The 25,061-nt window shown below is 71.2% G+C and carries 24 protein-coding genes; 20 read left to right on the top strand and 4 right to left on the bottom strand.

Annotated features, from left to right (window positions below; genetic code table 11):
- The first annotated feature begins 133 nt into the window (after positions 1–133).
- The 14 genes from BKD30_RS09265 (at position 134) to BKD30_RS09200 (ending at position 15,313) form a co-directional block, all read left to right on the top strand.
- Positions 134–2,017 carry a polysaccharide biosynthesis protein gene (locus tag BKD30_RS09265; RefSeq protein ID WP_076704185.1) on the top strand — a complete coding sequence of 628 codons (1,884 nt, stop codon included), beginning with the start codon at positions 134–136 and terminating at the stop codon, positions 2,015–2,017.
- Positions 2,017–3,060: an MraY family glycosyltransferase gene (locus tag BKD30_RS09260; protein WP_076704184.1), complete on the top strand. Its 1,044-nt coding sequence runs from the start codon at positions 2,017–2,019 to the stop codon at positions 3,058–3,060. Before BKD30_RS09265 ends, BKD30_RS09260 begins: the two co-directional genes overlap by 1 nt.
- A complete protein-coding gene (locus BKD30_RS09255; RefSeq protein WP_076704182.1) occupies positions 3,057–3,479 on the top strand; it encodes a hypothetical protein in 423 nt (140 codons plus the stop codon). The genes BKD30_RS09260 and BKD30_RS09255 overlap by 4 nt, the downstream gene beginning before the upstream one ends.
- A 293-nt stretch (positions 3,480–3,772) precedes the next feature.
- Positions 3,773–4,582 (top strand): F0F1 ATP synthase subunit A, encoded by an 810-nt coding sequence (gene atpB / locus BKD30_RS09250; RefSeq protein WP_076704181.1) that lies wholly within the window; start codon positions 3,773–3,775, stop codon positions 4,580–4,582.
- A gap of 82 nt (positions 4,583–4,664) precedes the next feature.
- Positions 4,665–4,874, top strand: coding sequence for an ATP synthase subunit c family protein (locus tag BKD30_RS09245; protein ID WP_076704179.1), 210 nt, complete (start codon positions 4,665–4,667; stop codon positions 4,872–4,874).
- A gap of 37 nt (positions 4,875–4,911) precedes the next feature.
- The gene (locus BKD30_RS09240; protein WP_083956207.1) at positions 4,912–5,517 is read left to right on the top strand and encodes a F0F1 ATP synthase subunit B; all 606 of its coding nucleotides are present in this window, start codon (positions 4,912–4,914) and stop codon (positions 5,515–5,517) included.
- Positions 5,517–6,329 (top strand): F0F1 ATP synthase subunit delta, encoded by an 813-nt coding sequence (locus BKD30_RS09235; protein WP_076704178.1) that lies wholly within the window; start codon positions 5,517–5,519, stop codon positions 6,327–6,329. The genes BKD30_RS09240 and BKD30_RS09235 overlap by 1 nt, the downstream gene beginning before the upstream one ends.
- A gap of 100 nt (positions 6,330–6,429) precedes the next feature.
- Positions 6,430–8,064 carry a F0F1 ATP synthase subunit alpha gene (gene atpA / locus BKD30_RS09230; RefSeq protein ID WP_076704176.1) on the top strand — a complete coding sequence of 545 codons (1,635 nt, stop codon included), beginning with the start codon at positions 6,430–6,432 and terminating at the stop codon, positions 8,062–8,064.
- Between the two features lie 55 nt (positions 8,065–8,119).
- Complete coding sequence (locus tag BKD30_RS09225; RefSeq protein ID WP_076704175.1) at positions 8,120–9,013, top strand: F0F1 ATP synthase subunit gamma; 894 nt, start codon at positions 8,120–8,122, stop codon at positions 9,011–9,013.
- Between the two features lie 68 nt (positions 9,014–9,081).
- A complete protein-coding gene (atpD, locus tag BKD30_RS09220; protein WP_076704173.1) occupies positions 9,082–10,542 on the top strand; it encodes a F0F1 ATP synthase subunit beta in 1,461 nt (486 codons plus the stop codon).
- A gap of 2 nt (positions 10,543–10,544) precedes the next feature.
- Complete coding sequence (locus tag BKD30_RS09215) at positions 10,545–10,841, top strand: F0F1 ATP synthase subunit epsilon (protein ID WP_076704172.1); 297 nt, start codon at positions 10,545–10,547, stop codon at positions 10,839–10,841.
- A gap of 7 nt (positions 10,842–10,848) precedes the next feature.
- A complete protein-coding gene (locus BKD30_RS09210; protein ID WP_076704170.1) occupies positions 10,849–11,280 on the top strand; it encodes a DUF2550 domain-containing protein in 432 nt (143 codons plus the stop codon).
- Positions 11,281–11,453: 173 nt separating this feature from the next.
- Positions 11,454–12,770, top strand: a complete 1,317-nt coding sequence (locus tag BKD30_RS09205; RefSeq protein ID WP_076704169.1) for an alpha/beta hydrolase — start codon at positions 11,454–11,456, stop codon at positions 12,768–12,770.
- A complete protein-coding gene (locus BKD30_RS09200) occupies positions 12,767–15,313 on the top strand; it encodes a bifunctional lysylphosphatidylglycerol flippase/synthetase MprF (RefSeq protein WP_076704167.1) in 2,547 nt (848 codons plus the stop codon). Before BKD30_RS09205 ends, BKD30_RS09200 begins: the two co-directional genes overlap by 4 nt.
- A gap of 73 nt (positions 15,314–15,386) precedes the next feature.
- Here the strand turns inward: BKD30_RS09200 and BKD30_RS09195 are convergent, their stop codons facing one another.
- Positions 15,387–15,590 (bottom strand): cold-shock protein, encoded by a 204-nt coding sequence (locus BKD30_RS09195; protein ID WP_076692750.1) that lies wholly within the window; start codon positions 15,588–15,590, stop codon positions 15,387–15,389.
- A 283-nt stretch (positions 15,591–15,873) separates the two neighbouring features.
- Positions 15,874–16,569: an endonuclease NucS gene (gene nucS / locus BKD30_RS09190; RefSeq protein ID WP_076704344.1), complete on the bottom strand. Its 696-nt coding sequence runs from the start codon at positions 16,567–16,569 to the stop codon at positions 15,874–15,876.
- 76 nt (positions 16,570–16,645) lie between these two features.
- Between nucS and BKD30_RS09185 the strand changes: the two genes are divergently transcribed.
- The gene (locus tag BKD30_RS09185; RefSeq protein ID WP_076704166.1) at positions 16,646–16,966 is read left to right on the top strand and encodes a hypothetical protein; all 321 of its coding nucleotides are present in this window, start codon (positions 16,646–16,648) and stop codon (positions 16,964–16,966) included.
- A 31-nt stretch (positions 16,967–16,997) separates the two neighbouring features.
- Positions 16,998–17,792 (top strand): alpha/beta hydrolase, encoded by a 795-nt coding sequence (locus tag BKD30_RS09180; RefSeq protein WP_076704164.1) that lies wholly within the window; start codon positions 16,998–17,000, stop codon positions 17,790–17,792.
- Positions 17,793–17,810: 18 nt separating this feature from the next.
- On the opposite strand, the gene BKD30_RS09175 is transcribed toward BKD30_RS09180, so the two are convergent.
- Positions 17,811–19,103 (bottom strand): AI-2E family transporter, encoded by a 1,293-nt coding sequence (locus BKD30_RS09175; protein WP_076704342.1) that lies wholly within the window; start codon positions 19,101–19,103, stop codon positions 17,811–17,813.
- A gap of 162 nt (positions 19,104–19,265) precedes the next feature.
- On the opposite strand from BKD30_RS09175, the gene BKD30_RS09170 reads away from it, so the two are divergent.
- The 4 genes from BKD30_RS09170 to BKD30_RS09155 all read left to right on the top strand — a co-directional run bounded on the left by BKD30_RS09170 (position 19,266) and on the right by BKD30_RS09155 (position 24,745).
- The gene (locus tag BKD30_RS09170) at positions 19,266–20,906 is read left to right on the top strand and encodes a hypothetical protein (RefSeq protein ID WP_076704163.1); all 1,641 of its coding nucleotides are present in this window, start codon (positions 19,266–19,268) and stop codon (positions 20,904–20,906) included.
- Positions 20,907–20,979: 73 nt separating this feature from the next.
- Positions 20,980–21,963, top strand: a complete 984-nt coding sequence (locus BKD30_RS09165) for a tetratricopeptide repeat protein (protein WP_076704161.1) — start codon at positions 20,980–20,982, stop codon at positions 21,961–21,963.
- A 248-nt stretch (positions 21,964–22,211) separates the two neighbouring features.
- A complete protein-coding gene (locus tag BKD30_RS09160) occupies positions 22,212–23,183 on the top strand; it encodes an ABC transporter ATP-binding protein (RefSeq protein ID WP_235861584.1) in 972 nt (323 codons plus the stop codon).
- Positions 23,168–24,745: a transporter gene (locus BKD30_RS09155; RefSeq protein ID WP_076704160.1), complete on the top strand. Its 1,578-nt coding sequence runs from the start codon at positions 23,168–23,170 to the stop codon at positions 24,743–24,745. The genes BKD30_RS09160 and BKD30_RS09155 overlap by 16 nt, the downstream gene beginning before the upstream one ends.
- A gap of 196 nt (positions 24,746–24,941) precedes the next feature.
- Here BKD30_RS09155 and BKD30_RS17090 read toward each other — a convergent pair.
- On the bottom strand, positions 24,942–25,061 hold a 120-nt coding region (locus BKD30_RS17090; RefSeq protein ID WP_408033359.1), incomplete at its 5' end, for an IS3 family transposase.

Below are 25,061 nucleotides of genomic sequence, written 5' to 3'. Positions count from 1 at the left end.
CCTTCCGGCTCGTCTCGGCTGGAGCGGGGCGGCGGTGGGTAAGCTGGGACGGATTCCACCCTAGTCCACGGGACCGGTGCCGCGGGCCGGCACGGTCCGGCCCGGGACCTGAGTCCGAGCGGAACGGAGCACGATGGCGCAGATCACCACCGGTGTCGGCGGGCTGCCCCGGGAGGAGAAGCCGGCGCTGTGGTTCTGGATCCAGTTCGCCCTGGACGCCGGTGCGTGGCTGGTGGCCATCGTGCTCGCCCTGGTGCTGCGGTACGAGCTCACCGTCGACGCGATCTCCGTGCCGGACCTCGTCATCTTCGCTGCGCTCGCCATCGCCGGGCAGGCGGTGGTGGGCTACATCTTCGCCCTCTATCGCGGCCGGTACGTCTTCGGCAGTTTCAACGAGGCGAGACTGCTCGTGGTGGTGACCGTCATCGTCTCGGCGTTGCTGCTGGCCGCCACCTTGCTCTTCTACCGGTCCCTGCACGTGCCGCGCTCGACCGCTCTGATCGCGTTCCCGTTCGCCTGTCTGTTCATGGCGGCCAGCCGGTACGTCAAGCGGATGTACGTCGAGTCCCGGGCCAAGCCCGGGTCCGGGGCGCAGCGGACCCTGATCTACGGTGCCGGTTTCCTCGGCGGTTCCCTCGCCCGGCGGATGAACAACGACCCGCAGTCCCCCTACCGCCCGGTCGGCCTGATCGACGACGACCCGGGCAAGAAGCACCTGCGCATCGACAGCGTGCCGGTGCTGGGGCGGACCGAGGACATCGCGGACGCCGTGCGCCGCACGCGCGCCGGGGTGCTCGTCGTCGCCGTCGCCGACCTCGAAGCCAAGAAGCTCCGCGAGATCTCGGACCACGTGGCCGGCCAGCAGGTCCGCGTCCTCGTGCTCCCGCCGCTGCGGGACATGCTGGCCGGAGGACCGGGCATCGGTGACTTCCGCGACGTGGCTGTCGAGGACCTGATCGGCCGGCACCCGGTGGACACCAACGTGGACGAGATCGCCGGTTACCTCACCGGTCGGCGGGTGCTGGTGACCGGTGCGGGCGGCTCCATCGGGTCCGAACTGTGCCGGCAGATCAGCGCCTTCGCCCCCGCCGAGCTGATCATGGTGGACCGTGACGAATCGGCCCTGCAGGCCACGCAGATCTCGCTCACCGGCCGAGGGCTGCTGGACGGACGGGACACCGTGCTGGCCGACATCCGCGACGAGGAGGCGATCGGCAAGATCTTCTCCCGGCGCCGTCCCGAGGTGGTCTTCCACGCCGCCGCGCTCAAGCACGTCTCCCTGCTGGAGCAGTACCCGGGCGAGGCGTGGAAGACCAACGTGCTGGGCAGCCTGAACGTCCTGCGGGCCGCACTGGAGGCCGAGGTGCAGACGTTCGTCAACATCTCGACCGACAAGGCGGCCAACCCGGCCTCCGTGCTCGGGCACTCGAAGCGGATGGCCGAGCGGATGACGGCGTGGGCGGCGCACGTGAGCGGCCGCCGCTTCGTCTCCGTCCGGTTCGGCAACGTGATCGGCAGCCGCGGCTCGATGCTGCCGCTGTTCACCGAGCAGATCCGGGCCGGGGGCCCGGTCACCGTGACCGACCCCGAGGTCAGCCGCTTCTTCATGACGATCCCCGAGGCCTGCCAGCTGCTGGTCCAGGCCGGTGCCATCGGCGTCCCCGGGGATGTGCTCATCCTCGACATGGGGGAGCCGGTGAAGATCCTCGACGTCGCCCAGCGGATGATCGCCATGTCGGGCCGGGAGGTCGACATCGTCTACACCGGGCTGCGACACGGCGAGAAGCTGCACGAGGAGTTGATCGGCTCCGACGAGGTGGACGAGAAGCTGCACCCGAAGATCTCCCGGACCGCGATCGCCGAGCTCGACCCCGAGCGACTGGACTACGGCGAGTGGAAGCGGCGGGCCGGCATGGACGGGAACGGGCCGGAGACCGGATTCATCTCGATCGTGCCCACCCAACAGCGGGACGCACGGCCCTACGAGCCGGGCTATCCGCCGGCTGCCGGTCAGTGATGCTCGCGCTCGTCCTCACCGTCGTGCTGGTGCTCTCCGGGACGCTCCCGGCGGTACTGCGGCCCGTGCTGCGGCGCCGCGGCGTCATCGACGTGCCGAACGCCCGGTCCTCCCACGCCCGTCCGGCGGTGCGGGGGATGGGCCTGGCGACGTGGATCGCGATCGTCGTCGGGATGCTGCTCGCGCTGCTGACCGGGGCGGTGCGGGTGGACCGCGCCGTCACGGTGATCGTGCTGCTCCTCGCCTGCGCCGCCGCCGTGCTGGGCTGGGCCGAGGACTTCCGCGGCGTCTCCGTTCGCGCGCGCGCCGGCACGCAGCTGCTGGTCGGGGTCGTCGGCACCACGGCCCTCGCACTGGCGCTCGGGCAGAGTGGCTGGTGGATCCCGGCCGGGACCCTGGCCATCGCCGTCTACATCAACGTGGCGAACTTCATGGACGGCATCAACGGCATCTCCGGCCTGCACGGCCTGACCGTCGGGCTGTTCTACGCCCTGGCCGGGCAGCTGTCGGGACAGACCTGGCTCACCGTCAGCGCGCTGGTGCTCGCCGCCGCCTTCGCCGCCTTCCTGCCGTGGAACCTCGCCGGTGGCCGCGCCCGGGGACCGGTGTTCCTCGGCGACGTGGGGTCCTACCTGCTCGGCGGCATGATCGCGGCGATGGCCGCCGCGGGTTTCCTGGCCGGTGTGTACGTCGAGTACCTGCTCTCGCCGCTGGTGATCTACCTGGCCGACACCGCGTTCACCTGGGTGCGGCGCGTGCGGGCAGGCGCCCGCTGGTACGCCCCCCATCGGCAGCACGTCTACCAGCGCCTCACCGACGCCGGTCTGTCCCACCTCGGGTCCGCCGCCGTGGTCACCGCCTGCACCGTCGCCGTCGGGCTGCTCGGCTTCATCGCCGCGCAGGGCACCCTGGCCACGTCGGCCGCGGCCGCCGTCGCCGGGATCGCCGTCGTGGCGGGCTATCTGGTCAGTCCCACCGTGATCACCCGGCGCCGGGGCCGTGCCCCTCGTCCCCGTGACGTCCCCGACGGGAGCCGCTCGTGAGCGAGGGACCAGTGCCGGTGGCCGATCCGGTGCCCAGCGTGTGGCTGCCGATGCTGCGGTTCTGCCTGCTGGTCTGCGTCCCGGTCGCCGTGCTGGCCACGGCGGCGGGAGCGATCACCGCCGGCTGGGGTGCCGCGGGCAGTGCCCTCGGCGCCGCTGCCCTGGTGCAGGCGTTCTTCACCATCAGCTTGCTCGTCGGTCACCGGTTCGCGGCGGCGAGCGGCAGCCGCGCCCTGCGCGCCTTCATGATCGCCTACCTCCTCAAGGTGGTCGGCTTCGGGGCGGCGCTGCTGTTGCTCGGCCGACCCGGCTGGGTGGACCCGGTCTGGTTCGTCGGCACCGCCGTCGTCGTCGTGCTCGCCTGGCAGACGGCGGAACTGGCCGCCTTCGCCCGCTCCCGCCGGCTCTACCTGCCCTGAGTGCCCCGGTACGGCGTTCCCGTGGCAGGGAGCGGTGTCGATCTTTGGTAAGCTGGGTCCAGCCAATCGACACGCTCAGACCCGCGTCTTCTCGCCCTTCCCGGTCTCGTCCGGGGGCGGGCGTTCCCCTCGGATGCGGTCTCGACACCGGCGCCGGCGTTCGCCGGGCACACCGGTACATCCCGTGGTGTTCCCGATCGTTCTGATACGGTCGAACGGGCTCGGTGACCCGCGCTCACAGCCGTGTCCGCCGTCGAACGGTCCCGCCACGAGCCACGTAGAGAGGAACCGCGTTGATCGCGCTTGCGCTCCCCGCCGAAACCGGATCCGGAGGTGGCTTCGTTGCTCCCAAACCGGAGGATCTGCACCTTCCGGAACTGATCCCGTGGGGCGCCGCGTCCGGCACCGGTTTCGGCAAGCAGATGCTGGTGATGCTGCTCTCGGCGGCCATCGTCTCCATCTTCTTCGTGATCGCCTCCCGGCGCGGCAATCTGGTCCCGGGCCGGCTGCAGTTCATCGGAGAGTCCGCGTACGGCTTCGTGCGTAATTCCATCGGCAAGGACATCATCGGGGAGAAGGAATTCAAGCCGTGGGTGCCGCTGCTGACGGCCCTGTTCTTCTTCATCCTGGTCAACAACCTGATGGGGTCGATCCCGGTCATCCAGTTGCCGGCGTTCTCCTACGTGGGCAGTGCCTACGCGATGGCGGGCATGGTCTACCTGACCTGGATCATCCTCGGCTTCAAGCGCCACGGCGCCGGCTTCATGAAACAGATGCTGGTGCCGGGCGGGGTGCCGAAGCCGCTGCTGATCGTGGTGATCCCGCTCGAGTTCATCTCCAACTTCTTCGTCCGCCCGCTCACCCACAGCATGCGACTGTTCGCGACCATGCTGGCCGGACACATGATCATCGCGATCTGTGCGGCGGGCACCGAGTTCCTGTTTCTCGAAGCCGACGGCATTCTCAAGGGCCTCGGTGCGCTGACTCTGGTCGGCGGCATCGCGATGTTCCTGTTCGAGGTCTTCATCCAGGTTCTGCAGGCGTACGTGTTCACTCTGCTGACCGCCGTCTACATCCAGGGCTCGCTGGTCCAGGAGCACTGACCTCACATCTTCCCCCACCCGGGGGAATCGCTGCACCGTAAACCCTGTCCGACCTCCAATCGGGCATCGTGAAAGGAAAACAATGAATATCACTGGCAACCTCAACGCGATCGGCTACGGTCTGGCTGCCATCGGTGGTGGCGTCGGCGTGGGTCTGGTCTTCGCCGCCTACATCAACGGCGTGGCGCGGCAGCCGGAGGCCCAGCGCGTGCTGCAGCCGTTGGCCTTCCTCGGCCTGGCGTTCACGGAGGCCCTGGCCATTCTGGGCCTGGTCTTCGCGTTCGTCCTCTAGTCCGTTCCCGATTGTCGACCGAAGAGGACGGTGAGCGATGAATCGCCTGCAGATCCTGGCCGCTGAGACAGCAGCGAACCCACTGATCCCCAACATCTGGGACATCGTGGTCGCGCTCCTCGGCTTCGGCGTGCTGCTCTACATCCTGATCAAGTTCGTCGTCCCCGCCTTCGAGAAGACGTACGCGGAGCGAACCGCGGCCATCGAGGGTGGTCTCGAGAAGGCGGAGAAGGCTCAGGAGGAGGCCAACGAGGCCCTGACCGAATACCGCCAGCAGCTCGAGGACGCCCGTGGCGAGGCGAACCGCATCCGCGAGGAGGCCCGCGCCGACGGCGCGAAGATCCTCGCGGACTTGAAGGCGCGCGCTGCGGCCGAGTCCGCCCGGATCACCGAGCAGGCCCACACGCAGATCGAGGCCGAGCGGACCGCCGCGGTCGCGTCCCTGCGCAGTGAGGTCGGGAGCCTGGCCACCGCCCTGGCCGGCAAGATCGTCGGTGAGGCGCTCGACGACGACGCGCGCTCGGCCCGGGTGGTCGACCGGTTCCTGAGCGACCTGGAGGCCGCCGACGCCGGTAGTGCCGGACGCACACCGGTCCGCTCCGGCGCATCGGTCGTGGACGCGGACGGGAGCACCGGTCACTGATGAGCGGTACCTCCCAGACATCGGCGGCCGAGGCGCGACGCGATCTCGAGCCGCGGCTGGAACGGGCCTCCGGCGCGATGGCCGGCGACCTGTTCGGCGTCGTCGACCTGCTGGACTCCTCCGCCGGGCTGCGGCGTGCGCTGACGGACCCGTCGCGTGAGCCCGAGCAGAAGGCGCAGCTGATGCGCCGGCTGCTGGCCGGGCGGGTCGAGACGGACGTCGAGCAGCTGGCCGTGCGAGCGGCCGGTGATCGGTGGTCCGAGCCTCGCGACCTGAGCGACACCCTGGAGGAGCTGGCGACCACGGTCGTCGCCGCCGAGGCCGAGAACTCCGCCGGGAAGGCGGGACTGGACCGGTTGGAGAACGACCTGTTCCGGTTCACCGAGGTGATCGGCGGCCGGCACGATCTGCAGCGGGCCCTGGACGAGCCGCAGGCGACGCCGGACGCGAAGTCCCGGCTGGCGCTGCGGCTGGTGCCCGGTGTCTCCGAGTCGGCGAAGCTGCTGATCGACCGGGCCGTCCGGGCGCCTCGGGGACTCAAGCCCGTGGCTCTGATCCAGCGGTTCCTGCACCAGGTCGCCGCCCGGCAACAGCGGTGGATCGCCGAGGTCGTCATCAGCCGCCCGCTGACCGACGACCAGTTCCAGCGCCTGCACCACGGTTTGAATCGGCTGTACGGCCGGGACCTGCTGGTCACCGTACGGCAGAACCCCCAGCTCCTCGGCGGGCTGCGGGTCAGCGTGGGCGACGAAGTCGTCGACGCCTCCGTGCTGAGCCGCCTGCACGACCTGGCCCGCCGACTGGCCGGCTGACCACCACCCGTTCGCGGAGCCCAGCTCCGCCCACCGACAACCACCGCTCACCGCGCACCACGCCCGGTGGGCAACCACTACAGGAGAGTAGGGACTGACGATGGCCGAATTGACCATCAACGCCGACGAAGTCCGGGACGCGTTGAACGAATTCGCGGCATCCTACGAGCCCGGCAATGCCGAGCGTGTCGAGGTGGGCCGCGTCACGACCGCGAGCGACGGTATCGCCCGCGTCGAAGGGCTGCCGTCGGCGATGGCGAACGAGCTGCTGCGGTTCGAGGACGGCACGCTGGGTCTGGCCCTGAACCTCGACGTCCGGGAGATCGGCGTCGTCGTGCTCGGCGACTACACCGGGATCGAAGAGGGACAGGAGGTGCACCGCACCGGTGAGGTCCTCTCCGTCCCGGTGGGGGACGCCTACCTCGGCCGCGTGGTCGACCCGCTCGGCCAGCCGATCGACGACCTCGGTGAGATCAAGGCCGAGGGCCGTCGACCGCTGGAGGCGCAGGCTCCGGGCGTGACCGCACGCAAGTCGGTGCACGAACCGCTGCAGACCGGACTGAAGGCGATCGACGCGATGATCCCGATCGGCCGCGGTCAGCGTCAGCTGATCATCGGTGACCGGCAGACCGGCAAGACCGCCATCGCGGTCGACGCCATCCTGAACCAGCGGGCCAACTGGGAGTCCGGCGACGTGCAGCGGCAGGTCCGCTGTGTCTACGTGGCCATCGGGCAGAAGGCGTCCACGATCGCGGCCGTCCGGCAGACGCTCGAGGACAACGGCGCGCTGGAGTACACCACGATCGTGGCGTCCCCGGCGTCCGACCCGGCCGGCTTCAAGTACCTCGCCCCCTACGCCGGGTCGGCCATCGGCCAGCACTGGATGTACGGCGGCAAGCACGTCCTCATCGTCTTCGACGACCTGTCCAAGCAGGCCGAGGCGTACCGTGCGGTTTCGCTGCTGCTGCGCCGCCCGCCGGGACGCGAAGCCTACCCGGGCGACGTCTTCTACCTGCACTCCCGCCTGCTGGAGCGTTGCGCGAAGCTCTCGGACGAGCTGGGCGCCGGCTCGATGACCGGTCTGCCGATCATCGAGACGAAGGCGAACGACGTGTCGGCCTACATCCCGACCAACGTGATCTCCATCACCGACGGGCAGATCTTCCTGCAGTCGGACCTGTTCAACGCCAACCAGCGTCCGGCCGTGGACGTGGGCATCTCGGTGTCCCGCGTCGGTGGTGCCGCGCAGGTCAAGTCGATGAAGAAGGTCTCCGGCACCTTGAAGCTCGACCTGGCGCAGTACCGCGACATGCAGGCGTTCGCCATGTTCGCCTCCGACCTGGACGCCGCGTCCCAGCAGCAGCTGACCCGGGGGGCCCGGCTGATGGAGCTGCTCAAGCAGAAGCAGTACTCGCCGTTCCCGGTGGAGGAGCAGGTCGTGTCGATCTGGGCCGGCACCACCGGTCAGCTGGACGACGTCCCGGTCAACGAGATCAGCCGGTTCGAGCGCGAGTTCCTGGACCACCTGCGCCGCAAGGACATCGCCCTGACCACGCTGGCGCAGACCGGCAAGCTCGAGGACGAGACCGTTGCGGCCCTGGAGTCCGAGATCACCGACTTCAAGAAGGGCTTCCTCGGACACGAGTCGGCGTACGGCCACGCCGGGACCGAGGAGAACGAGGCGATCGGCGCCGAGGACATCAACCAGGAGCAGATCGTCAAGCAGGCCCGCTGAGCCCACTGCTCCCGTCGGGCGGCAACCCCGGCCCGGTGGAACGAAAGGAAACCTCATGGCAGCGCAGCTGCGCGTCTACCGCCAGAAGATCGATTCGACGAAGTCGATGCAGAAGATCTTCAAGGCGATGGAACTGATGGCCACCTCGCGCATCGCGCGGGCGCGGTCGCGGGTGAGCGCGGCGACGCCTTACGCGCGGGCGATCACCCGAGCCGTCTCCGCCGTCGCCAGCCAGCACGACCTGGACCACCCGCTGACCACGGAGCCGGAGCGGGTGCGGCGATCCCTCGTCGTCGTGCTCACCTCGGACCGCGGGCTGGCCGGCTCCTACTCGGCGAACGCGCTGAAGAAGGCGGAGGGTCTGGTCACACGGCTGGGCGAGGCCGGCTCCGAGGCAAAGCTCTACCTGGTCGGGCGCAAGGCGCAGGCGTACTACCAGTTCCGCAGGCGGGCGTTCGAGCGGGCGTGGACCGGCGACACCGACGCGCCGACGTACGCCCTGGCCCGGGAGATCGCCGAGGCGGTGCTCGCCGAGTTCACGACGCCGTACGAGAAGGGCGGCGTCGACGAGATCCACGTCGTCTACACCCAGTTCCAGTCGATGGTCAGCCAGGTGCCGCAGGTGCTCCGGCTGCTGCCGTTGGAGGTCAGCGAACAGCGGGTGACCGACGAGTCGGAGCTGCTGCCGCTGTACGAGTTCGAACCCGAACCGGCCCAGGTGCTCGACGCACTGCTGCCCCGGTACATCGAGTCCCGGATCTTCGCCGCGCTGCTGCAGTCCTCCGCCAGCGAGCTCGCCTCGCGGCAGCGGGCGATGAAGCAGGCCGGGGACAACGCGGGCGACCTGATCCGCACCTACACGCGGCTGGCGAACACGGCCCGGCAGGCCGAGATCACCCAGGAGCTGTCCGAGATCGTCGCCGGCGCGGACGCCCTCGCCGCCTCCTGACGCTCACCGGTCGCGAGGTCGCGGCCGATAGAATCCATGACAAGCCAGCACCGAGTGAAGTGAGAGAGATGACTGCCACACTGAACGAACAGGGCGCCGGGACCACGTCCGGCGGCGCCACCGGGCGCATCGCGCGCGTCATCGGCCCGGTCGTCGACGTCGAGTTCCCGGCGGACGCGCTTCCGGAGATGTACAACGCGCTCACCGCCGAACTGACGGTGGGGGAGACCACCCGCACCATCACCTTCGAGACGTCGCAGCACCTCGGGGACAACCTCGTCCGCGCGATCTCGTTGCAGGCCACCGACGGACTGGTCCGCGGCACCACGGTGACGGACACCGGCGCACCGATCTCCGTCCCGGTCGGCGACGTGGTCAAGGGTCACCTGTTCAACGTCCTCGGCGAGCCCCTGGACGTGCCGGTCGCACAGCTGGAGGTCACCGAGCGCTGGCCGATCCACCGCAAAGCGCCCGCCTTCGCGAGCCTGGAGGGCTCCACCGAGATGCTGGAGACCGGCATCAAGGTGATCGACCTGCTCACCCCCTACATCAAGGGCGGCAAGATCGGCCTGTTCGGCGGTGCCGGCGTGGGCAAGACCGTGCTCATCCAGGAGATGATCACCCGCGTGGCCCGCAACTTCGGTGGCACCTCGGTGTTCGCCGGTGTTGGCGAGCGTACCCGTGAGGGCAACGACCTCTGGGTCGAGATGGCCGAGGCGGACGTGCTCAAGGACACCGCGCTCGTGTTCGGCCAGATGGACGAGCCGCCGGGAACGCGGTTGCGGGTGGCGCTGTCCGGCCTGACCATGGCGGAGTACTTCCGCGATGTGCAGAACCAGGACGTGCTGCTGTTCATCGACAACATCTTCCGGTTCACCCAGGCCGGCTCGGAGGTCTCCACGCTGCTGGGCCGGATGCCGTCCGCGGTGGGCTACCAGCCGAACCTGGCCGACGAGATGGGTCTGCTGCAGGAGCGCATCACCTCCACGCGTGGTCACTCCATCACCTCGATGCAGGCCATCTACGTGCCGGCCGACGACTACACCGACCCGGCACCGGCGACGACGTTCGCGCACCTGGACGCCACCACCGAGCTGTCCCGGGCGATCGCCTCCCGCGGCCTGTACCCGGCGGTGGACCCGCTGACCTCGACGTCGCGCATCCTCGACCCGCAGTACGTGGGCCAGGAGCACTACGACGTCGCGACCCGGGTCAAGCAGATCCTGCAGAAGAACAAGGAACTGCAGGACATCATCGCCATCATGGGTGTCGACGAGCTCTCCGAGGAGGACAAGGTCACGGTCGCCCGGGCGCGCCGGATCCAGCAGTTCCTCTCGCAGAACACCTACACGGCCAAGCAGTTCACCGGCGTGGAGGGCTCGACCGTTTCCGTCCGGGACACGATCGAGGGCTTCAACGCCATCTGCGTCGGGGATCTCGACCACGTGGCGGAGCAGGCGTTCTTCAACGTCGGCGGCCTCGACGACGTCGAGCGCAACTGGGCCCGCATCCAGGAGCAGACCAAGTAGCCATGGCCGAATCCAGATCCGAACTCGAGGTCGAGGTCGTCGCCTCCGACCGTTTCATCTGGTCCGGGGGTGCTCGGCTGGTCAAGGCCCGCACCACGGACGGTGACATCGGCATCCTGCCCGGCCACAGCCCGGTGCTGGCCCTGCTGGCGGAGGGCGAGGTGGCCATCGAACCGGTCACCGGCGCCCGGGTGCGGGTGCAGGTCTCGCAGGGTTTCTTCTCCGTGGACCACGACCGCGTGGTGATCGTGGCGGACGACGCCACGGTGGCGGAGGGCACCACGGCCGGGGCCCGCTGAGAGTCGTATGAACGCAGGCGTCGTCGCGATCATCGTCCTCGTGGTGATCGTGCTCGCCTGCTTCGGGCTGGTGGCGGCGGGGTTGGTCCGCCGCCACCAGCTGCGTTCGGCCTACGGGACGTTCGACGCCTCGCTGCGCCGTCCCTCGGGGCGCTGGCAGCTGGGCGTGTGCCGCTACCAGGACAACTCCCTGCAGTGGCTGCGCATGTTCTCCGTCAGCCCGGTGCCGGTCGCGGAGTTCAGCCGTCGCCGGCTCGATCTGCTGGGTTGGCGGGAGCCGACGGAGGCCGAGCGGGGCAACGTGCAGCCCGGGGCCGTGATCGGCACGGTCGAGCACGACGGCGACCGGGCGCTCCTCGCGCTGTCCCGGGACGCCTGGGCGGGCCTGTCCTCCTGGGTGGAGGCCGGGCCGTCCCGGCGGGTCGGCAACTGGCATTGACGGGCTCCTGTCAGTGGCGCGGTCCAGGCGCTGACGGGTTCCTGGCGACCGTCTGCGCTCACCGGATACTCACCACTGGTTCTCAGGTGGCCCCCCTGTGGCATCAAGGTCCACCTCGCTCTCCACGCCTACGCTGCACTCGGTAGTGGTCACTGCTGGGAGGGATGGCGGGCATGGACACCTGGCTGCAACACGTCTCCGTCGTCGACGGGTGGCTGCCGATCACGGTGCTGGTGCTCGCGGTCTGCGCGGTCCTGGCCCTGCTCGTCCGACGCCGGGCCCGCTGGTGGTGGTGGCTGCTGGTCGTGCTGGTCGTCCCGGTCGCCATCGGCGTGGCCTACGGGATCAGCGTGCTGCTGGTCGACGTGCTCTCGGTGTGGCCCGAGGCCCTGCCGGACGAGGTGGTGCTCTGGGGAGCCCTCGGCGTCGGCGGTCTGCTGCTGGCCGTGCTCGCGGTGGTCGTTCCCCGTTTCCGGTGGTGGCGCCTGCTGGTCGCTCCGGTGGCCGTGGTCCTGGTCGCCGCGACGGCGGCGCTGCAGATCAACGCCTACTACGGCCTGTTCGCCACGGCCGCGGACGTGTTGGGGCGCACGCCGCCGGTCGCCGCGGGCATTCCCCCCGCACTCAGCCTGCAGGGGCGGCCCGCGTTCGATTCGGCGGGGGTGAGCACGGGCTGGCGGCAACCCGCGGGCATGGCCACCACCGGGGTTTTCCGTCGGATCGCCATCCCCGGTACCGTGTCTCGCTTCACGGGCGGACAGGCCCTGGTCTATCTGCCGGGAGCCTATCTGTTGCCGAATCGGCCCAAGCTGCCGGTGCTCGTCCTCGTGGCCGGTCAACCGGGCGTTCCCGCGAACTGGATTGCCGCCGGGCAGATCCGAGAGGTCGTCGATGCCTTCGCCGCTCGCCATCAGGGGCTGGCGCCGGTGGTGGTGATGCCGGACCCCAACGGAACGGTGGGGAACACGATGTGCATGAACACCGCGCTGGGCGCGGCCGACACCTACATGGCCGTCGACGTGCCGAACTGGATCACGCGCACACTGGACGTCGACGGCAACCCCGCCCACTGGGCGGTCGGCGGCTTCTCCTACGGGGGAACCTGCGCGATCCAGATGGGAACCCGGCACCCGGAGCGCTATCGCTCCGTCATCGCGCTGGGCTCGGAACGGGAGCCGGCTCTGTCCGTCGACCGGCGGGTGACGGTCGGCCGGGCGTTCGGGGGAGACACCTCGGCTTTCGATCGTCTCCTGCCGATGACGCTGCTGCGGCACCGGAACTACCCCACCTCAACCGCCTTCTTCGCGGCGGGAAGCGCCGATCCGGTGTACCAGGCGAATGCCCGGGTGCTCGAGGCGGCAGCGCGGGCATCAGGGATGCGGACCGAGCTCGACATCGTCCCGGGCGTCGGGCATTCCTATGTCATGGTGCGAGCGGCCCTGCCCCGCGGGTTGGCGTTCGTGGCGCGGTCGCTGGGGCTGAGCCGGTGAGCGGACGATCGCCCCTCCGGGGCGCGGTGCGCCGTCTGGCCCGGCACGTGCGCCGCACCCCGTTCGCGGTGAGCTGGACGGCGGCACTGTGGGTCCTCGGGGCCCTCACCGGGTCGTTGGTGAGCGGACCGCCGCCGCGCATCGAGACCGTCGTGGCCGCCTCGGTGGGGGACCTGCCGGCCGGTCGGTGGTGGACGGTCGCCACCGCACCGCTGTTCGCCGGCAATCTCGCGTCCTACCTCGCGGCCACGGCGCTGATCCTGGTGCTGGTGGGACTGGCGGAGGCCACGATGGGCACCCTGCGCACGGTCGTGGTGGCGGGCATCGGGCAGGCGATCGGCGTCAGCGCCTACTTCGCGGTGGCCGCCGCGGCCGACCAGATGGGCGTCCAGTGGCTGGGCTCCCTGCGCCACCAACCCCTGATCGGTCCGTACGTCGCCGCCATGACGGTGCTCCTGACCGCGAGCGCCTGCCTGACCGCACTCTGGCGTCGCCGGATCCGGCTGGTCTCCGCCACCGTGACGGTGACCCTGGTCCTCTACGTGGGCGCCCCCCAGTCGGTCCTCGGTGTGCTCGGCCTGCTGCTCGGCCTGCTGTTGGGCAGAGCCGCCCGCGGACCCGCCGAACGGGGCGGCGTGTTCCTGGCGACCGCGCGAGAGCGCCGGACCCTGCTCGCGCTGGTGGTCGGGGTCTTCGCCACCGGGCCGCTGCTGGCCGGTCTGGCTCACGCCCCGGCCGGTCCCCTGGCGGAACTGCGCGTCCTCATCGTCAACCCGGTGCCCACGGCGGCGGAGCTGAGCCGCAGCTGTTCGGCGGCGGTGGACCTGACCTGCCCGGAGATCACGCACAGCGCGGCGCTGACCGGTCCGGGCAGCGTCGCCCTGGCGCTGGCCCCGCTGGCGGTGCTGCTGGTGTGCGCCTGGGGCATGCGCGAAGGCAGCCGGGCGGCCCTGTGGGCGGCGGTGGCGGCACAGGCGGCGATCTGCCTGTTCGCGGCGGCGGCCCTGAACCTGCGCTCCCTGTTCGTGTTCCCGAACGGGCGGCTGCCGCCCTGGCGGGTGTTCGAGGCGACGCTGCCCGGGGTCCTGGTACCGCTGGTGCTCGCCCTGGTGCTGGTCGGTCAGCGTCGCTTCTTCGTCCGCGACGTGGTGCCGCGCGCCGGCCGCCGGGCCTTCGCCGTCGTCGTCTCCGGGCTGGTCGCCGTCGCCGGTCTGTACGCGGTGGTGTGGTTCGCCGAGGGGAACGCGGACCTGCACCCGCACCCGTGGTGGGCCCTCTGGGCCAGCCTGGTCCGGATGTTCGTCCCCTACCCGTTCCCCGCCCGGTTCGGGGTCTCGGTCGAGCCCGACGGCCCGGTCAGTGGGTTGGTGTTCGGTTACGGCGGCGCCGTGTTCTGGGCGATCACCCTGGTCGGCCTGGTCGTCCTGATCCGCCGGGGCCGGCGGACCGAGCGCGCCACCGCGCCGGTCGTCGCCCGGGCGGCCGCGCTGGTGCGCGTGGGTGGGGATTCGTTGTCGCGGATGACGCTGTGGCCGGGCGCGAGTTACTGGTTCACCCCGGACGGAACCGCGGCGATCGCCTACCAGCGCCACCACGGCGTCGCCCTGACCATCGGGGGACCGATCGGCGCGAGGGAGCGGTGGCCCGACGCGGCCCTCGGCTTCATCCGGTGGTGCGCGGACGAGGCGCTGGTGCCCTGCCTCTACTCGGTGCCGCGGGACCTGGTCGAGGTGGTCCGGCCGCTCGGGTTCGGCGCGATCGGCGTCGCCGACGAGACGGTGCTGCCCATCGAGGGACTGACCTTCTCCGGCAAGCGATGGCAGAACGTGCGGACCGCCCTGAACCGGGCCGAGCGGATCGGGGTGCGGGCGCGGTGGTACCGATGGCCGGACCTGCCGCACGGCGCGCGCACGCGGGTGCGCGAGATCTCCGAGGCGTGGGTGGCCGAGCGGGCACTGCCGGAACTGGGTTTCACGCTCGGCGGGGTGGCCGAGCTCGCCGATCCGGACGTGGCGCTCTGTCTGGCCGTCGACGACGAGGACCGGGTGCACGGGGTCGTGTCCTGGCTGCCCGTCCACGCGGACGGGCAGGTGGTCAGCTGGACGCTGGACTTCATGCGGCGGGATCCGGGGGGATTCAACGGCGTGATGGAGTTCCTCATCGCCTCGGCGGTGCTGCACTTCCGCGACGAGGTGCAGGCGCTCTCCCTCTCCGGTTCGCCGCTGGCCGTCGACCCCGAGCGGGCGGCCGGCTCCGGGGACGGGCCCACGGAGGCGACGACGGTCGAACGACTGCAGGGGACGCTGCGTCGGCTGCTCGAACCGGCGTACGGGTTCGCGGCCCTGGCGGCCTTCAAGAGCCGGTTCGCTCCCGCCCACCGCACCTGGTATCTGGCCTATCCCGATCCGTTGCAGTTGCCGCGGATCGCCCGTGCGCTGGCGGAGGCGTACGCGCCGGACCTGACGCTGCGTCAGGCGGGTCGGCTGCTGCGCGGACTCGGGCCGACGGCGGCGCGTGCGCCGGAACCGGCGTCGACCCGGTAGGTCTGGACCCGGTAGACGGAGAACGGCCCCCGGCAGCGGTGCTGCCGGGGGCCGTTCTGCGTTGACGCCGAGATCAGATGACGGTGACGCCGGTGGCCTGCGGGCCCTTCTGGCCCTGGCCGATCTCGAAGGACACCCGCTGGTTCTCGTCCAGCGTGCGGAATCCGTTGGTCTGGATCTCCGAGTAGTGGACGAACACGTCGCCGTCGGAGTCGTCCGGGGTGATGAACCCGAAGCCCTTTTCAGCGTTGAACCACTTGACGGTTCCCTGTGCCATCGAATTTCTCCTCATGATGATGCGTGAAGACCGGCACACCTCGTGCCGGTCGTCGTTACTGACGAGGAGACGCACACGAGCCGCTGGGGCGTGCTGCGTTTCGTCGCTCGCAACGGCCTTGCGAGCGGAAAATCCAACCACAAAGACACCCCAAGCAAAACACATGCCCGGTGCCCGGTCAACGTGGCCGCACGCGCTCCGGGATCCGCGGTACGACGTGGGATTGACGTGCGCCGACGGGCTTCTCGGGACCGGGTTTGGGAGGGGGCCGCCAGCGCGGATGTCAGAACAGGCGGCTGTCCGCGTCGTCGACACCGCGAAGGGCGTCGTAGTCCAGGGTCAGGCAGTCGATGCCGCGGTCGGTCGCGAGCACCCGGGCCTGCGGCTTGATCTGCTGGGCGGCGAAGATGCCGCGGACCGGGGCGAGCAGCGGGTCGCGGTTGAGCAGGTCGAGGTACCGGGTGAGCTGTTCGACGCCGTCGATGTCGCCGCGTCGCTTGATCTCGATGGCCACGGTGCCGCCGTCGGCGTCGCGGACGAGGATGTCGACCGGTCCGATCGCGGTCGGGTACTCCCGGCGGACCACCGACCAGCCGGTTCCGATGGTGTGGATCTGATCGGCGAGCAGGCGCTGCAGGTCCGCCTCGACGCCGTCCTTGATCAGGCCCGGATCGACACCGAGGTCGTGGGTGCTCTCGTGCAGGATCTCCTCGACGGTGATGACCAGCCGGTCGTCGCTCTTGGCGTGCTGCACGGTCCAGATGCTGACCGCTCCCGCGGCCGCCGCCTCGTCGTCCGGCTCGCTGATCCGCAGCGTGGCCGGCGGGCTCATCCAGTTCAGCGGCTTGTAGGAGCCGCCGTCGGAGTGCACCAGCACCGACCCGTCGGCCTTGACCACCAGCAGCCGGGTGGCCAGCGGCAGGTGGGCCCGGAGCCGGCCGATGTAGTCCACGGAGCAGCGGGCGATGGTCAGACGCACCCGCACGACTCTACCGGCAGCGGAGCGGGACGTCCGCGAGTCGTGGGACGGAAGGCGGAACCGACACAATGGAGGCGTGCCCCGCTCCAACCGTCCCTCGCGTGCCCCACGGCCCTCGGTGCGCCGCGGCCGTCGTCCGGCGGCCGAGCCCCGAGACGTCGAGGGCGTCCTCGACGGGGTCCGCCGCACCGAGAGCACCCGGCACGGAGCGTTCGTCGTCGCGCCCGTCAGTGCCCAGCGCGCGGTCAAGACCTATGTGTGTCCCGGCTGCGGCAACGCCGTCCTGCCCGGCATCGCGCACGTGGTGGCCTGGCGAGCGGACTGGATCATGGGTGACGAGGCGGCCGCGGCCGACCGCCGGCACTGGCACGAACGGTGCTGGCGCGCCTATCGCTGACGACACCGGCCCAACTGACTACGCTGGCCCGATGACGTCCGCCGCCCCCGTCTTCGATTTCCGTGCCGGCGCCGAACCGGCCCCGATCCGGGCCTCGACGGTGCTGCCCGCCCGGCGGGAGAACATCGAGCTGCACACCTCCGACGGGCTGACGCTGGTCGGGGAGCTGGCACTGCCGGCCGATCGGGACCCGGTCGCCACCCTCGTCACCCTGCACCCGCTGCCCACGGCCGGCGGCTTCATGGACTCGCACGTCTTCCGGAAGGCCTCCTACCGGCTGCCCGCGCTCGCGGACCTGGCCGTGCTCCGCTTCAACACCCGGGGCACGTGTTCGCCGCGGGGCTGCAGCGACGGTGAGTTCGGCGACGGCGTCACCGAGGCGGCCGACGTCGACGCGGCCACCGCGTTCGCGGTGACGCGCGGGCTGCCCGCTCGCTGGCTGGTCGGCTGGTCGTTCGGCACCGAGCTGGCCCTCAAGCACGGGGCCGCGCCGCCGGTGGTGGACCGGATCGAGGGTGCCGTGCTGCTCTCGCCGCCGTTGCGCCGCGCCGGGGACGCCGACCTGCAGCGGTGGCGGACGTCGGGCAAGCCGCTGCGGGTGCTGGTGCCCGAGCACGACGACTTCCTCCGGCCGGCCGCGGCGGCCGAGCGGTTCGCGGCCGTGCCGCAGTGCGACCTGACCGGCGTCGACGGCGCCAAGCACCTGTGGGTGGGGGAGAAGTACGTCAGCCGGGTGCTCCAGGAGATCGTCGACGTCGTCTGTGGCCCGGGCACGGTGTCGCTGCCGACGACGTTCGACGGACCGGTCGCGACCGCCGCCGACTAGCCGCGGGACGGCCTGGTCTCAGAGCCGGTCCTGGCGGGCGATGAAGACCTCCCGGACCAGCAGCAGCACCGCCGCCGCCGTCGGGATCGCCATCAGCGCACCCAGCACGCCCATCAGCGAACCGCCCGCGATCACGGCGATCACCGCGACCGCTCCGGGTACGGCGACGGCGCGCTGCATGATGCGCGGGGAGACGAAATAGGCCTCGAACTGCAGGTAGGCGAAGTAGGAGATGGCGTAGGGCACGGCGGTCTGCCAGCCGACGGTCAGCGCGATCAGGGACACCAGCACGCCGGCGATCACCCCGCCGATCAACGGGATGAACGCGAGCAGGGCGACGAGGAAGCCGAGCAGCGCGGAGAACGGCACCCCGACGATGGTCATCACGATGAACGCGAACACCGCATTGAGGATGGCCACGCACGCCTGACCGATCACGTAGTTGCCCACGCCGTCGGTGATGGCCTCGCCGAGCGTCTCGACGCGCGCTCGGCGCGAGCGGGGCGCCAGCCGGTAGGCCCAGCGCTTCATCGCCGGCATCGACGCAAGGAAGTACAGGGTCAGGACCAGCACGATCAGAGTGCCGAACAGCGAGTTGACGATGGCGGTACCGACACCGAGCACGCCACCGGCCACGGAGCTGACGGCCGCCGAGTTGGAGAAGAACTTCGCCGCCTCGGCCTCGGCCCAGGCGCGGACGTTGAGCTGGTGGTCCAGCTGCTGGACCAGGTCCGAGTTGAGGAAGTCGGTGACGAATCCGGGAGCGGCCTGCACCAGCTGGGTGGTCTGATCGACGATCGTCGGGATCAAGGTGGCGATGAAGACGGCGATGGCACCGGCGAGCGCCAGCAGGACGCCGATGATGCCGATCGGCCGCGGCACCGCGCGGCGCTCCAGCCAGCGGACGACGGGTTCCAGACCGAGCGCGATGAACAGTGCGGCCGCGATCCACAGCAGCAGTTGGCTGTTCGACGTGACGACGTAGTAGAGGCCCAGGGCGATGCCGACGCCGACCGTGCCGAGGAAGCCGTAGTAGACCGGGCTGCGCCGCACGGACACCGGCCCGGGCGGCCCGTACGCCGCCTCGTCGGTGCTCACCTCGTTGCCCTCGGCGTCGAAGTAGTGGTGCTCGACCGACTCCACGTCCGGGGGCAGATCGAAGCGGCGCCGAGGCTGGGCGCCGGGGATCGGGCGGATCAGGCGGCGCGCCAGCGACCGCCACCGCGGCGGGCGCGGACGGGACGACGTCGCCGGCCCCGGGGGCGGGGACAGCCGTGGCTCCTCGTCCGGTCGATCCGATCCCGTGTCCACCGGCACCCACTTTCGTCATCGTCGTGGTCCGATCCTGCCACCCACCGGCGCATCGCGGTGTACGCCACGGAGACGGTTACCATGGACGGGCCCTGCCGGGCGCGGACACGCGCTAGCCGTGCGGGGCGAGACGTGAAAGCCGACGGGGGAGAAGCCGTGCCGATGAGACGGGCTCGACGATTCAGTGCCGCGGCGCTGGTCCTGATCGGGGCGCTGACCCTCCTGGCCGGGGTCGGGATGCGCACCTGGTGGCTGCCGCCGGCCACGATCTCCGCCTCCGTTCCCGCACCGTCGGGCTCGGCGCCGGTCACGGTCATCGACCGCGGGGTCGGCGGCCTCGGGCAGGGCAAGGACGTCACCGTCTCGGTCCGGGCCGCGGGCGCCTTCGTGCTCGCGCGGGGCCGGGCGACCGACGTCGAGGCCTGGGTCGGCCCGGCCGCTCACACCACCGTGAGCGCGAGGGGCGACGGGCTGGCCGCGACGACGACTGCAGGCGAGACCCGGGTCCCCAGCCCGGACGGTGCCGACCTCTTCATCAGCAGCCAGCGGGCGACCGGGGAACTGACGCACACCTGGACCGGCGCGGACGGCGTGGACTCGTCCCTTGTGTTGACCGCCGACGGCAGCGCTGCCGCCCCGACGGACATCACCGTCAGCTGGGCCAACGACCGGGGCACGCCCGGGGCCGTTCCCCTGCTGGTGCTGGGCGCCGCCGCCCTGCTCCTCGGCGCGGCGTTGTTGTGGTTCGGCCGCGGTGGTCGCCGGCGTGGTGGCCGGCGTGGTGGTTCGGGCGAGCATGTCGTGTTGTCCACCGGTCTCGGCACCGTGCTGGTTTCCGGGATGCTGGTGTCCGGGTTCCTCACCGCCGGGTCGCTGCCGGCCCGTGCCGCCGAGGGCAGCACCGGCACCGGGTTCGCCGATGCCGGGATCGCGCTGCAGCCCCCGCAGGTGGACCGGATCATGGGCTCGGTCGCGACCGTCGTTGGCCGGGCCGACGACGCCCGCTCCGGTGCCGCGCTGCAGCCCCGGATGAGTGGGGCGGCGCTGGCCGAGCGCACGGCCAACTACCGGATCCGCTCGAGGACGCCCGGGTACCGGGCACCGGCGGCCATCGCTGCCGGACCGGTGCTCGCCCAGATGATCACCACCGGAGCGGACTGGCCGCGCACCGTCGTCATCGTCACCAAGGACGACGCCGGCACGGTGCCGCAGATCCTCACCCTCGTCCAGGCCTCGCCGCGGGAGAACTACCGGGTGGTCTCCGCGGTCGGGCTGCTGCCCGGCACCACGTTCCCCCAGGCCGGGTCCGACCAGCCGGGTGCGCGTCCGCTGGACCCGGCCGGCGGCGACGGGCTGACGACCTCGCCTCGCGCCGCCCTGACCTCGCTCGCGTCCGTGCTCACGGCCGGCCGCACCGCCTACACCGCGACGGTCGCGAAGAATCGCTTCGTCGATGCGATCATCGCCGGCCAGACGGCGGCGGCCAGGACCAATCCCGGCGCGCGGCTCACCGCTCGGCACACCTCCGACCCGGCCGGCACGCGGGTGCTGCAGACGTCCGACGGCGGGGCCCTGGTGATCGGCACCCTGCGCAACACGGTGGCGGTGACACCGAAGGAGAAGGGCGGCCGGCTCACGCTGCGGTCCGAGCTGGCCGCGCTCGCCGGCGTCAAGGAGTCGGGCACGCCGGTGGACATCGGTTACGGCGAGTCCGTGGTGCTCTATGTGCCGGCGGCGGGGTCGCGGGAGGCGCTGCAGGTGATCGGCGCGGCCCAGGAACTGCTCTCCGTGACGCGGCGCTGACCCGGTCCCCGCGGGCTCGTGCCGGCGTCGGCCTCGATGTGCCCGGGCGCGGAGGGCTGGCTAGGCTGAAGGCATGACCACACCTCGCCCCGGTCAGCCGGTGCCCCCCTCCATGAATCTGCGCGGCGCGGTGGACCTGTCCGCGCTCAAGGCGCGCGCGCAGCGCCCCGCGTCCGCCGCTGGATCGGCCGGTCCCGGGGCGCCCGGAGCTGCTGGGGAGGGAACGCCGTCCCCGTGGGTCGTCGAGGGCAGCGACGCGCGGATCAACCAGTTGGCCCAGCTCTCCGGCCAGGTGCCCGTGATCCTGCAGCTGTGGGCCGGTTACAGCGAGACCTCGCTGCAGATGCTGGACCTGATGTCCGAGCGGGTGCACGCCCGCGGTGGCCGCCTCGCGCTGGCCACCATCGACATCGACGCGAACCCCCAGATCACCCAGGCCTTCGCCGTGCAGGGGGTGCCCGCCACGTTCGCCCTGGTCAAGGGCCAGCCGGTGCCCCTGTTCACCGGCGCCCAGCCGGCCAGCCAGATCGACGCGTTCTTCGACGAACTGCTGCAGGTCGCCCAGGCCAACGGCGTCACCGGCAGCCTGGCCGGCGGCGACGACGAACAGGCCGGGGAGCAGCAGGCCGAGGCGGAGCCCGCCCTGCCGCCCCTGCACCAGGAGGCGGTGGACGCCATCGACGCCGGTGACTTCGACCGGGCCGCCGCGGCCTACCGTCGGGCGCTGGCCGAGCGCCCCGGCGATGCCGACGCCGCCGTGGGCCTGGCCCAGGTCCAGTTGCTGCAGCGGCTGGACGGCGCGGACCCCGACGTCGTGCGCGCCGAGGCTGCAGAGCGGCCGGACGATCTGACCGCGCAGCTGGCCGTCGCCGACCTGGACGTCAGCGGCGGTCACGTCGAGGACGCCTTCTCCCGGCTGATCACGTTCATCGGATCCAGCGCCGGGGAGGAGAAGGAGAGCGCCCGGGCGCGCCTGGTCGAGCTGTTCGACGTCGTCGGCGCCACCGACCCGCGCGTCACCCGCGCCCGCTCGGCGCTCGCCCGCGTGCTGTTCTGAGTGGTGTCTGCCGGTGCCGCCCGTTGTCTCGGGTGAGTTAGTTGGTGCCGCCCGTTGTCTCGGGTGAGTTAGTTGGTGCCGCCCGTTGATGGTGCTCTTTGAGCGGGGCTTTCGGGCGGGGACCGCTGACTCACCGTGGGGAAGCGACGGACTCACGCCTGAGCGAGTGTGGAAGCCGGCGGACTCACGGCCGGAACGCTGGCTGCTGCCTCCGCGACACCGGGGAACCTCCGCTCTAGGCTGACTCCATGGACGACCGCGCCGCCCCGCCCTCGACCGATCCGACCCGGCAGGAGTCGATGCGGTACCCGGCCGCCGAGGCCGTCGGGCGCGAGTTGACCGGGCCGGCGGGCGGCCCGCAGACGCCGGCCGAGTCCACTTCTGTTTCCCGCGCCCAGCCCGCCACCGCCGACCCGGCCCGCCCGCTCGGCCCGTGGGCACCGCTCGCCCCGGACGGTCCGCAACGTGACCGGCTCGCCCTCTCCGTCCGTTCCCTGGTCAAGGTGTTCGGGGACAAGGTCGCCGTCAACGGCATCGGGCTGGACGTGCCCGCCGGCTCCTGTTACGGCCTGGTCGGCCCCAACGGCGCGGGCAAGACGACCACCCTGTCCATGGCCACCGGCCTGCTCCGGCCCACCGAGGGCAGCGTCCTGGTCCGCGGCACGGACGTCTGGGCCGCGCCGCTGCAGGCCAAGCGGATGCTGGGGGTGCTGCCCGACGGGGTGCGGCTGTTCGACCGGCTGACCGGCGAGCAGCTGGTCACCTACGCCGGGCTGCTGCGCGGCATGGACCGCGCCACCGTCGCCGAACGGGTCGCCGACCTGATGAGCGCGCTGGACCTCGCCGCCGACGCCGGTACCGCCGTCGTGGACTACTCCGCCGGCATGACGAAGAAGATCGCCCTGGCCGCGGCCATGATCCACGCCCCGTCGGTGCTCGTGCTCGACGAGCCGTTCGAGTCGGTGGACCCCGTCTCCGCGGCCAACATCCGGCAGATCCTGGCCACCTACGTGCACTCCGGCGGCACCGTCATCGTCTCCAGCCACGTGATGGACCTCGTGCAGCGGATGTGCGACCACGTCGCCGTCATCGCCGGCGGCAACGTGCTGGCGGCCGGCACCGTCGACGAGGTGCGGGCCGGGCAGAGCCTCGAGGACCGGTTCGTCGCGATGGTCGGCGGGCGCACGACGGGGGAGGGCCTGTCGTGGTTGCACATCTGATCCGGCTCAAGGCCCGACTGCTGGTCAACGGGCTCAGACGCAGCCCGTGGCAGGTGGTCGGGCTCGTCCTCGGCGGGCTCTACGCCCTGTTCGTGCTCGGCCTGATCGGTGCCGGGCTGGTGGCCCTGCGGTTCGCCGACGCGGCGCTCGCCGGCGCCGTCGTCGTGCTCGGCGGGTCGGTCCTGGTGGCGGGCTGGGCGCTCGTGCCGCTGGTCGCCTCCGGCGTGGACATGACGCTGGACCCGCGCCGGTTCGCCACCTACGCCGTGCCGGTCAACGCCCTGGTGATCGGGCTGGCGATCGCCTCCCTGGTCGGGATCCCGGGCCTGGCCAGCGCCGTCCTGTCGCTGCTCAGCGTCGTCCCGATCGCCCGCGATCCGCTCAGCGCCCTGGCGGGCCTCGTCGGCGCGGTGCTCGGCCTGTTCACCTGCGTGGCCGCGTCCCGCGTCGTCGCGACCGGGCTGACCGGGCTGACCAACTCCCGCCGGTTCCGCGACGTCGCCGGCGTGATCGCGTTCATCCCGCTGATCCTGCTCGGACCGATCATCGGCTCCGTGGCGACCGCCGCGGAGGGCAACGCCGACCTGCCGGCACTGTTCGCCCGGGTCGCCGACGTGCTCGGGTGGACGCCGCTCGGCGCGGCGTGGGGCATCGGCGCCTCCGCTCTGTCCGGTGAAGCCGGTGCGGCCGCGGTGCGGGCGGTGATCGCGCTCGCCACACTCGGGGTGCTGATGGCGATCTGGCGGGCCACCCTGGCACGTGCCCTGGTCAACCCGCCGGCCACGGGGTCCGGGGCGCGAGCGGGCGGACGGCTGGGGTTCTTCGGTGCGGCCGACGGCGCCGTGGCCGCGGTGGCGGCGCGCTGCCTGACCTACTGGTTCAAGGACCCCCGCTACGGGGGCAGCCTCGTCGTCGTGCCGCTGCTGCCGGTGGTGTTCTGGTTCGTCGGCCTGCAGGCCGGGAACTTCACCCTGATGCTGTGGACCGGGCCGATCGTCGCGTTCCTGCTGGGCTGGTCCATCTCGGCGGACATCTCGTACGACAACACGGCCTTCTGGCTGCACGTGGCCTCGGGCGTGCGCGGTGCGGCCGACCGGTGGGGGCGGGTGCTCGCCTGCCTGGCGATCGCGGTGCCCCTGCTCGCGATCGTCGTCGTCGTTCCCGTCGCCGTCAGCGGCCGGTGGGACGTGCTCGCGCCGCTGGCCGGGAGCACCGTCGGCGTCCTGCTGACCGGGCTCGGTCTGGCCAGCGTGGTCTCGGCCCGCTGGGTCTACCCGGTGCCGGCGCCCGGGGAGAGCCCCTTCAAGTCCCCGCAGGGCGCCGGTGTGCTGCCGGTGCTCGTCCAGTTCGCCGGGATGGGCGTGATGGCGGTGCTGTGCCTGCCGGCCCTGATCCTGTTCGCGATCGCCCTGTTCGGCGGCTCCGCACTGGCCGGCTGGCTGGCCCTGGTGGTCGGTCCCGGGCTCGGCGTCATCTTCCTGCTGCTCGGGGTCCGGCTCGGTGGCCGCTGGTTCGACCGGCGCACCCCCGAGCTGTACGCGCAGGTGGCGGCGATCCGCTGAGGTGAAGGGCATGGGTACGGATCGGTCGACAAGCGGACTCGCCTTGGTTGCCAGATTTCTATAGACGCTGGTCAACCTCTATGCGTACTATGAGCGTTGTCACAACCAATCACAAGCATTCGGGGGTTCCTCTTGTTGAGGTGGAATGGATCACGTGGTGTTGCCTGGAGTGTTCCCGGGAAAGTGGATACCAGAATTATGCGGCGAGTTCGTGGATGTCCCTCAATCCTAATTCATACTCGGCGGGTGTCAAATAGCCGAGGGTGGAGTGTCGCCGTGCCCGGTTGTAGTACTCCTCGATCCAGGTGAATGTTGC

Origin of the sequence: Tersicoccus phoenicis, from assembly GCF_001968835.1 — a bacterium.
GTDB lineage: Bacteria > Actinomycetota > Actinomycetes > Actinomycetales > Micrococcaceae > Tersicoccus > Tersicoccus phoenicis.
Note: the sequence above shows the minus strand (reverse complement) of the source record. Positions and strands in the feature narration are given on the sequence as shown.

Excerpts from the sequence above, each read along its gene's own strand:
- BKD30_RS09265 (WP_076704185.1), top strand. The coding sequence starts at position 134 with ATGGCGCAGATCACCACCGGTGTCGGCGGGCTGCCCCGGGAGGAGAAG.
- BKD30_RS09260 (WP_076704184.1), top strand. The coding sequence starts at position 2,017 with ATGCTCGCGCTCGTCCTCACCGTCGTGCTGGTGCTCTCCGGGACGCTC.
- BKD30_RS09245 (WP_076704179.1), top strand. The coding sequence starts at position 4,665 with ATGAATATCACTGGCAACCTCAACGCGATCGGCTACGGTCTGGCTGCC.
- BKD30_RS09240 (WP_083956207.1), top strand. The coding sequence starts at position 4,912 with ATGAATCGCCTGCAGATCCTGGCCGCTGAGACAGCAGCGAACCCACTG.
- BKD30_RS09235 (WP_076704178.1), top strand. The coding sequence starts at position 5,517 with ATGAGCGGTACCTCCCAGACATCGGCGGCCGAGGCGCGACGCGATCTC.
- atpA (WP_076704176.1), top strand. The coding sequence starts at position 6,430 with ATGGCCGAATTGACCATCAACGCCGACGAAGTCCGGGACGCGTTGAAC.
- BKD30_RS09225 (WP_076704175.1), top strand. The coding sequence starts at position 8,120 with ATGGCAGCGCAGCTGCGCGTCTACCGCCAGAAGATCGATTCGACGAAG.
- atpD (WP_076704173.1), top strand. The coding sequence starts at position 9,082 with ATGACTGCCACACTGAACGAACAGGGCGCCGGGACCACGTCCGGCGGC.
- BKD30_RS09215 (WP_076704172.1), top strand. The coding sequence starts at position 10,545 with ATGGCCGAATCCAGATCCGAACTCGAGGTCGAGGTCGTCGCCTCCGAC.
- BKD30_RS09210 (WP_076704170.1), top strand. The coding sequence starts at position 10,849 with ATGAACGCAGGCGTCGTCGCGATCATCGTCCTCGTGGTGATCGTGCTC.
- BKD30_RS09205 (WP_076704169.1), top strand. The coding sequence starts at position 11,454 with ATGGACACCTGGCTGCAACACGTCTCCGTCGTCGACGGGTGGCTGCCG.
- BKD30_RS09195 (WP_076692750.1), bottom strand. The coding sequence starts at position 15,590 with ATGGCACAGGGAACCGTCAAGTGGTTCAACGCTGAAAAGGGCTTCGGG.
- BKD30_RS09180 (WP_076704164.1), top strand. The coding sequence starts at position 16,998 with ATGACGTCCGCCGCCCCCGTCTTCGATTTCCGTGCCGGCGCCGAACCG.
- BKD30_RS09170 (WP_076704163.1), top strand. The coding sequence starts at position 19,266 with ATGAGACGGGCTCGACGATTCAGTGCCGCGGCGCTGGTCCTGATCGGG.
- BKD30_RS09165 (WP_076704161.1), top strand. The coding sequence starts at position 20,980 with ATGACCACACCTCGCCCCGGTCAGCCGGTGCCCCCCTCCATGAATCTG.
- BKD30_RS09160 (WP_235861584.1), top strand. The coding sequence starts at position 22,212 with ATGGACGACCGCGCCGCCCCGCCCTCGACCGATCCGACCCGGCAGGAG.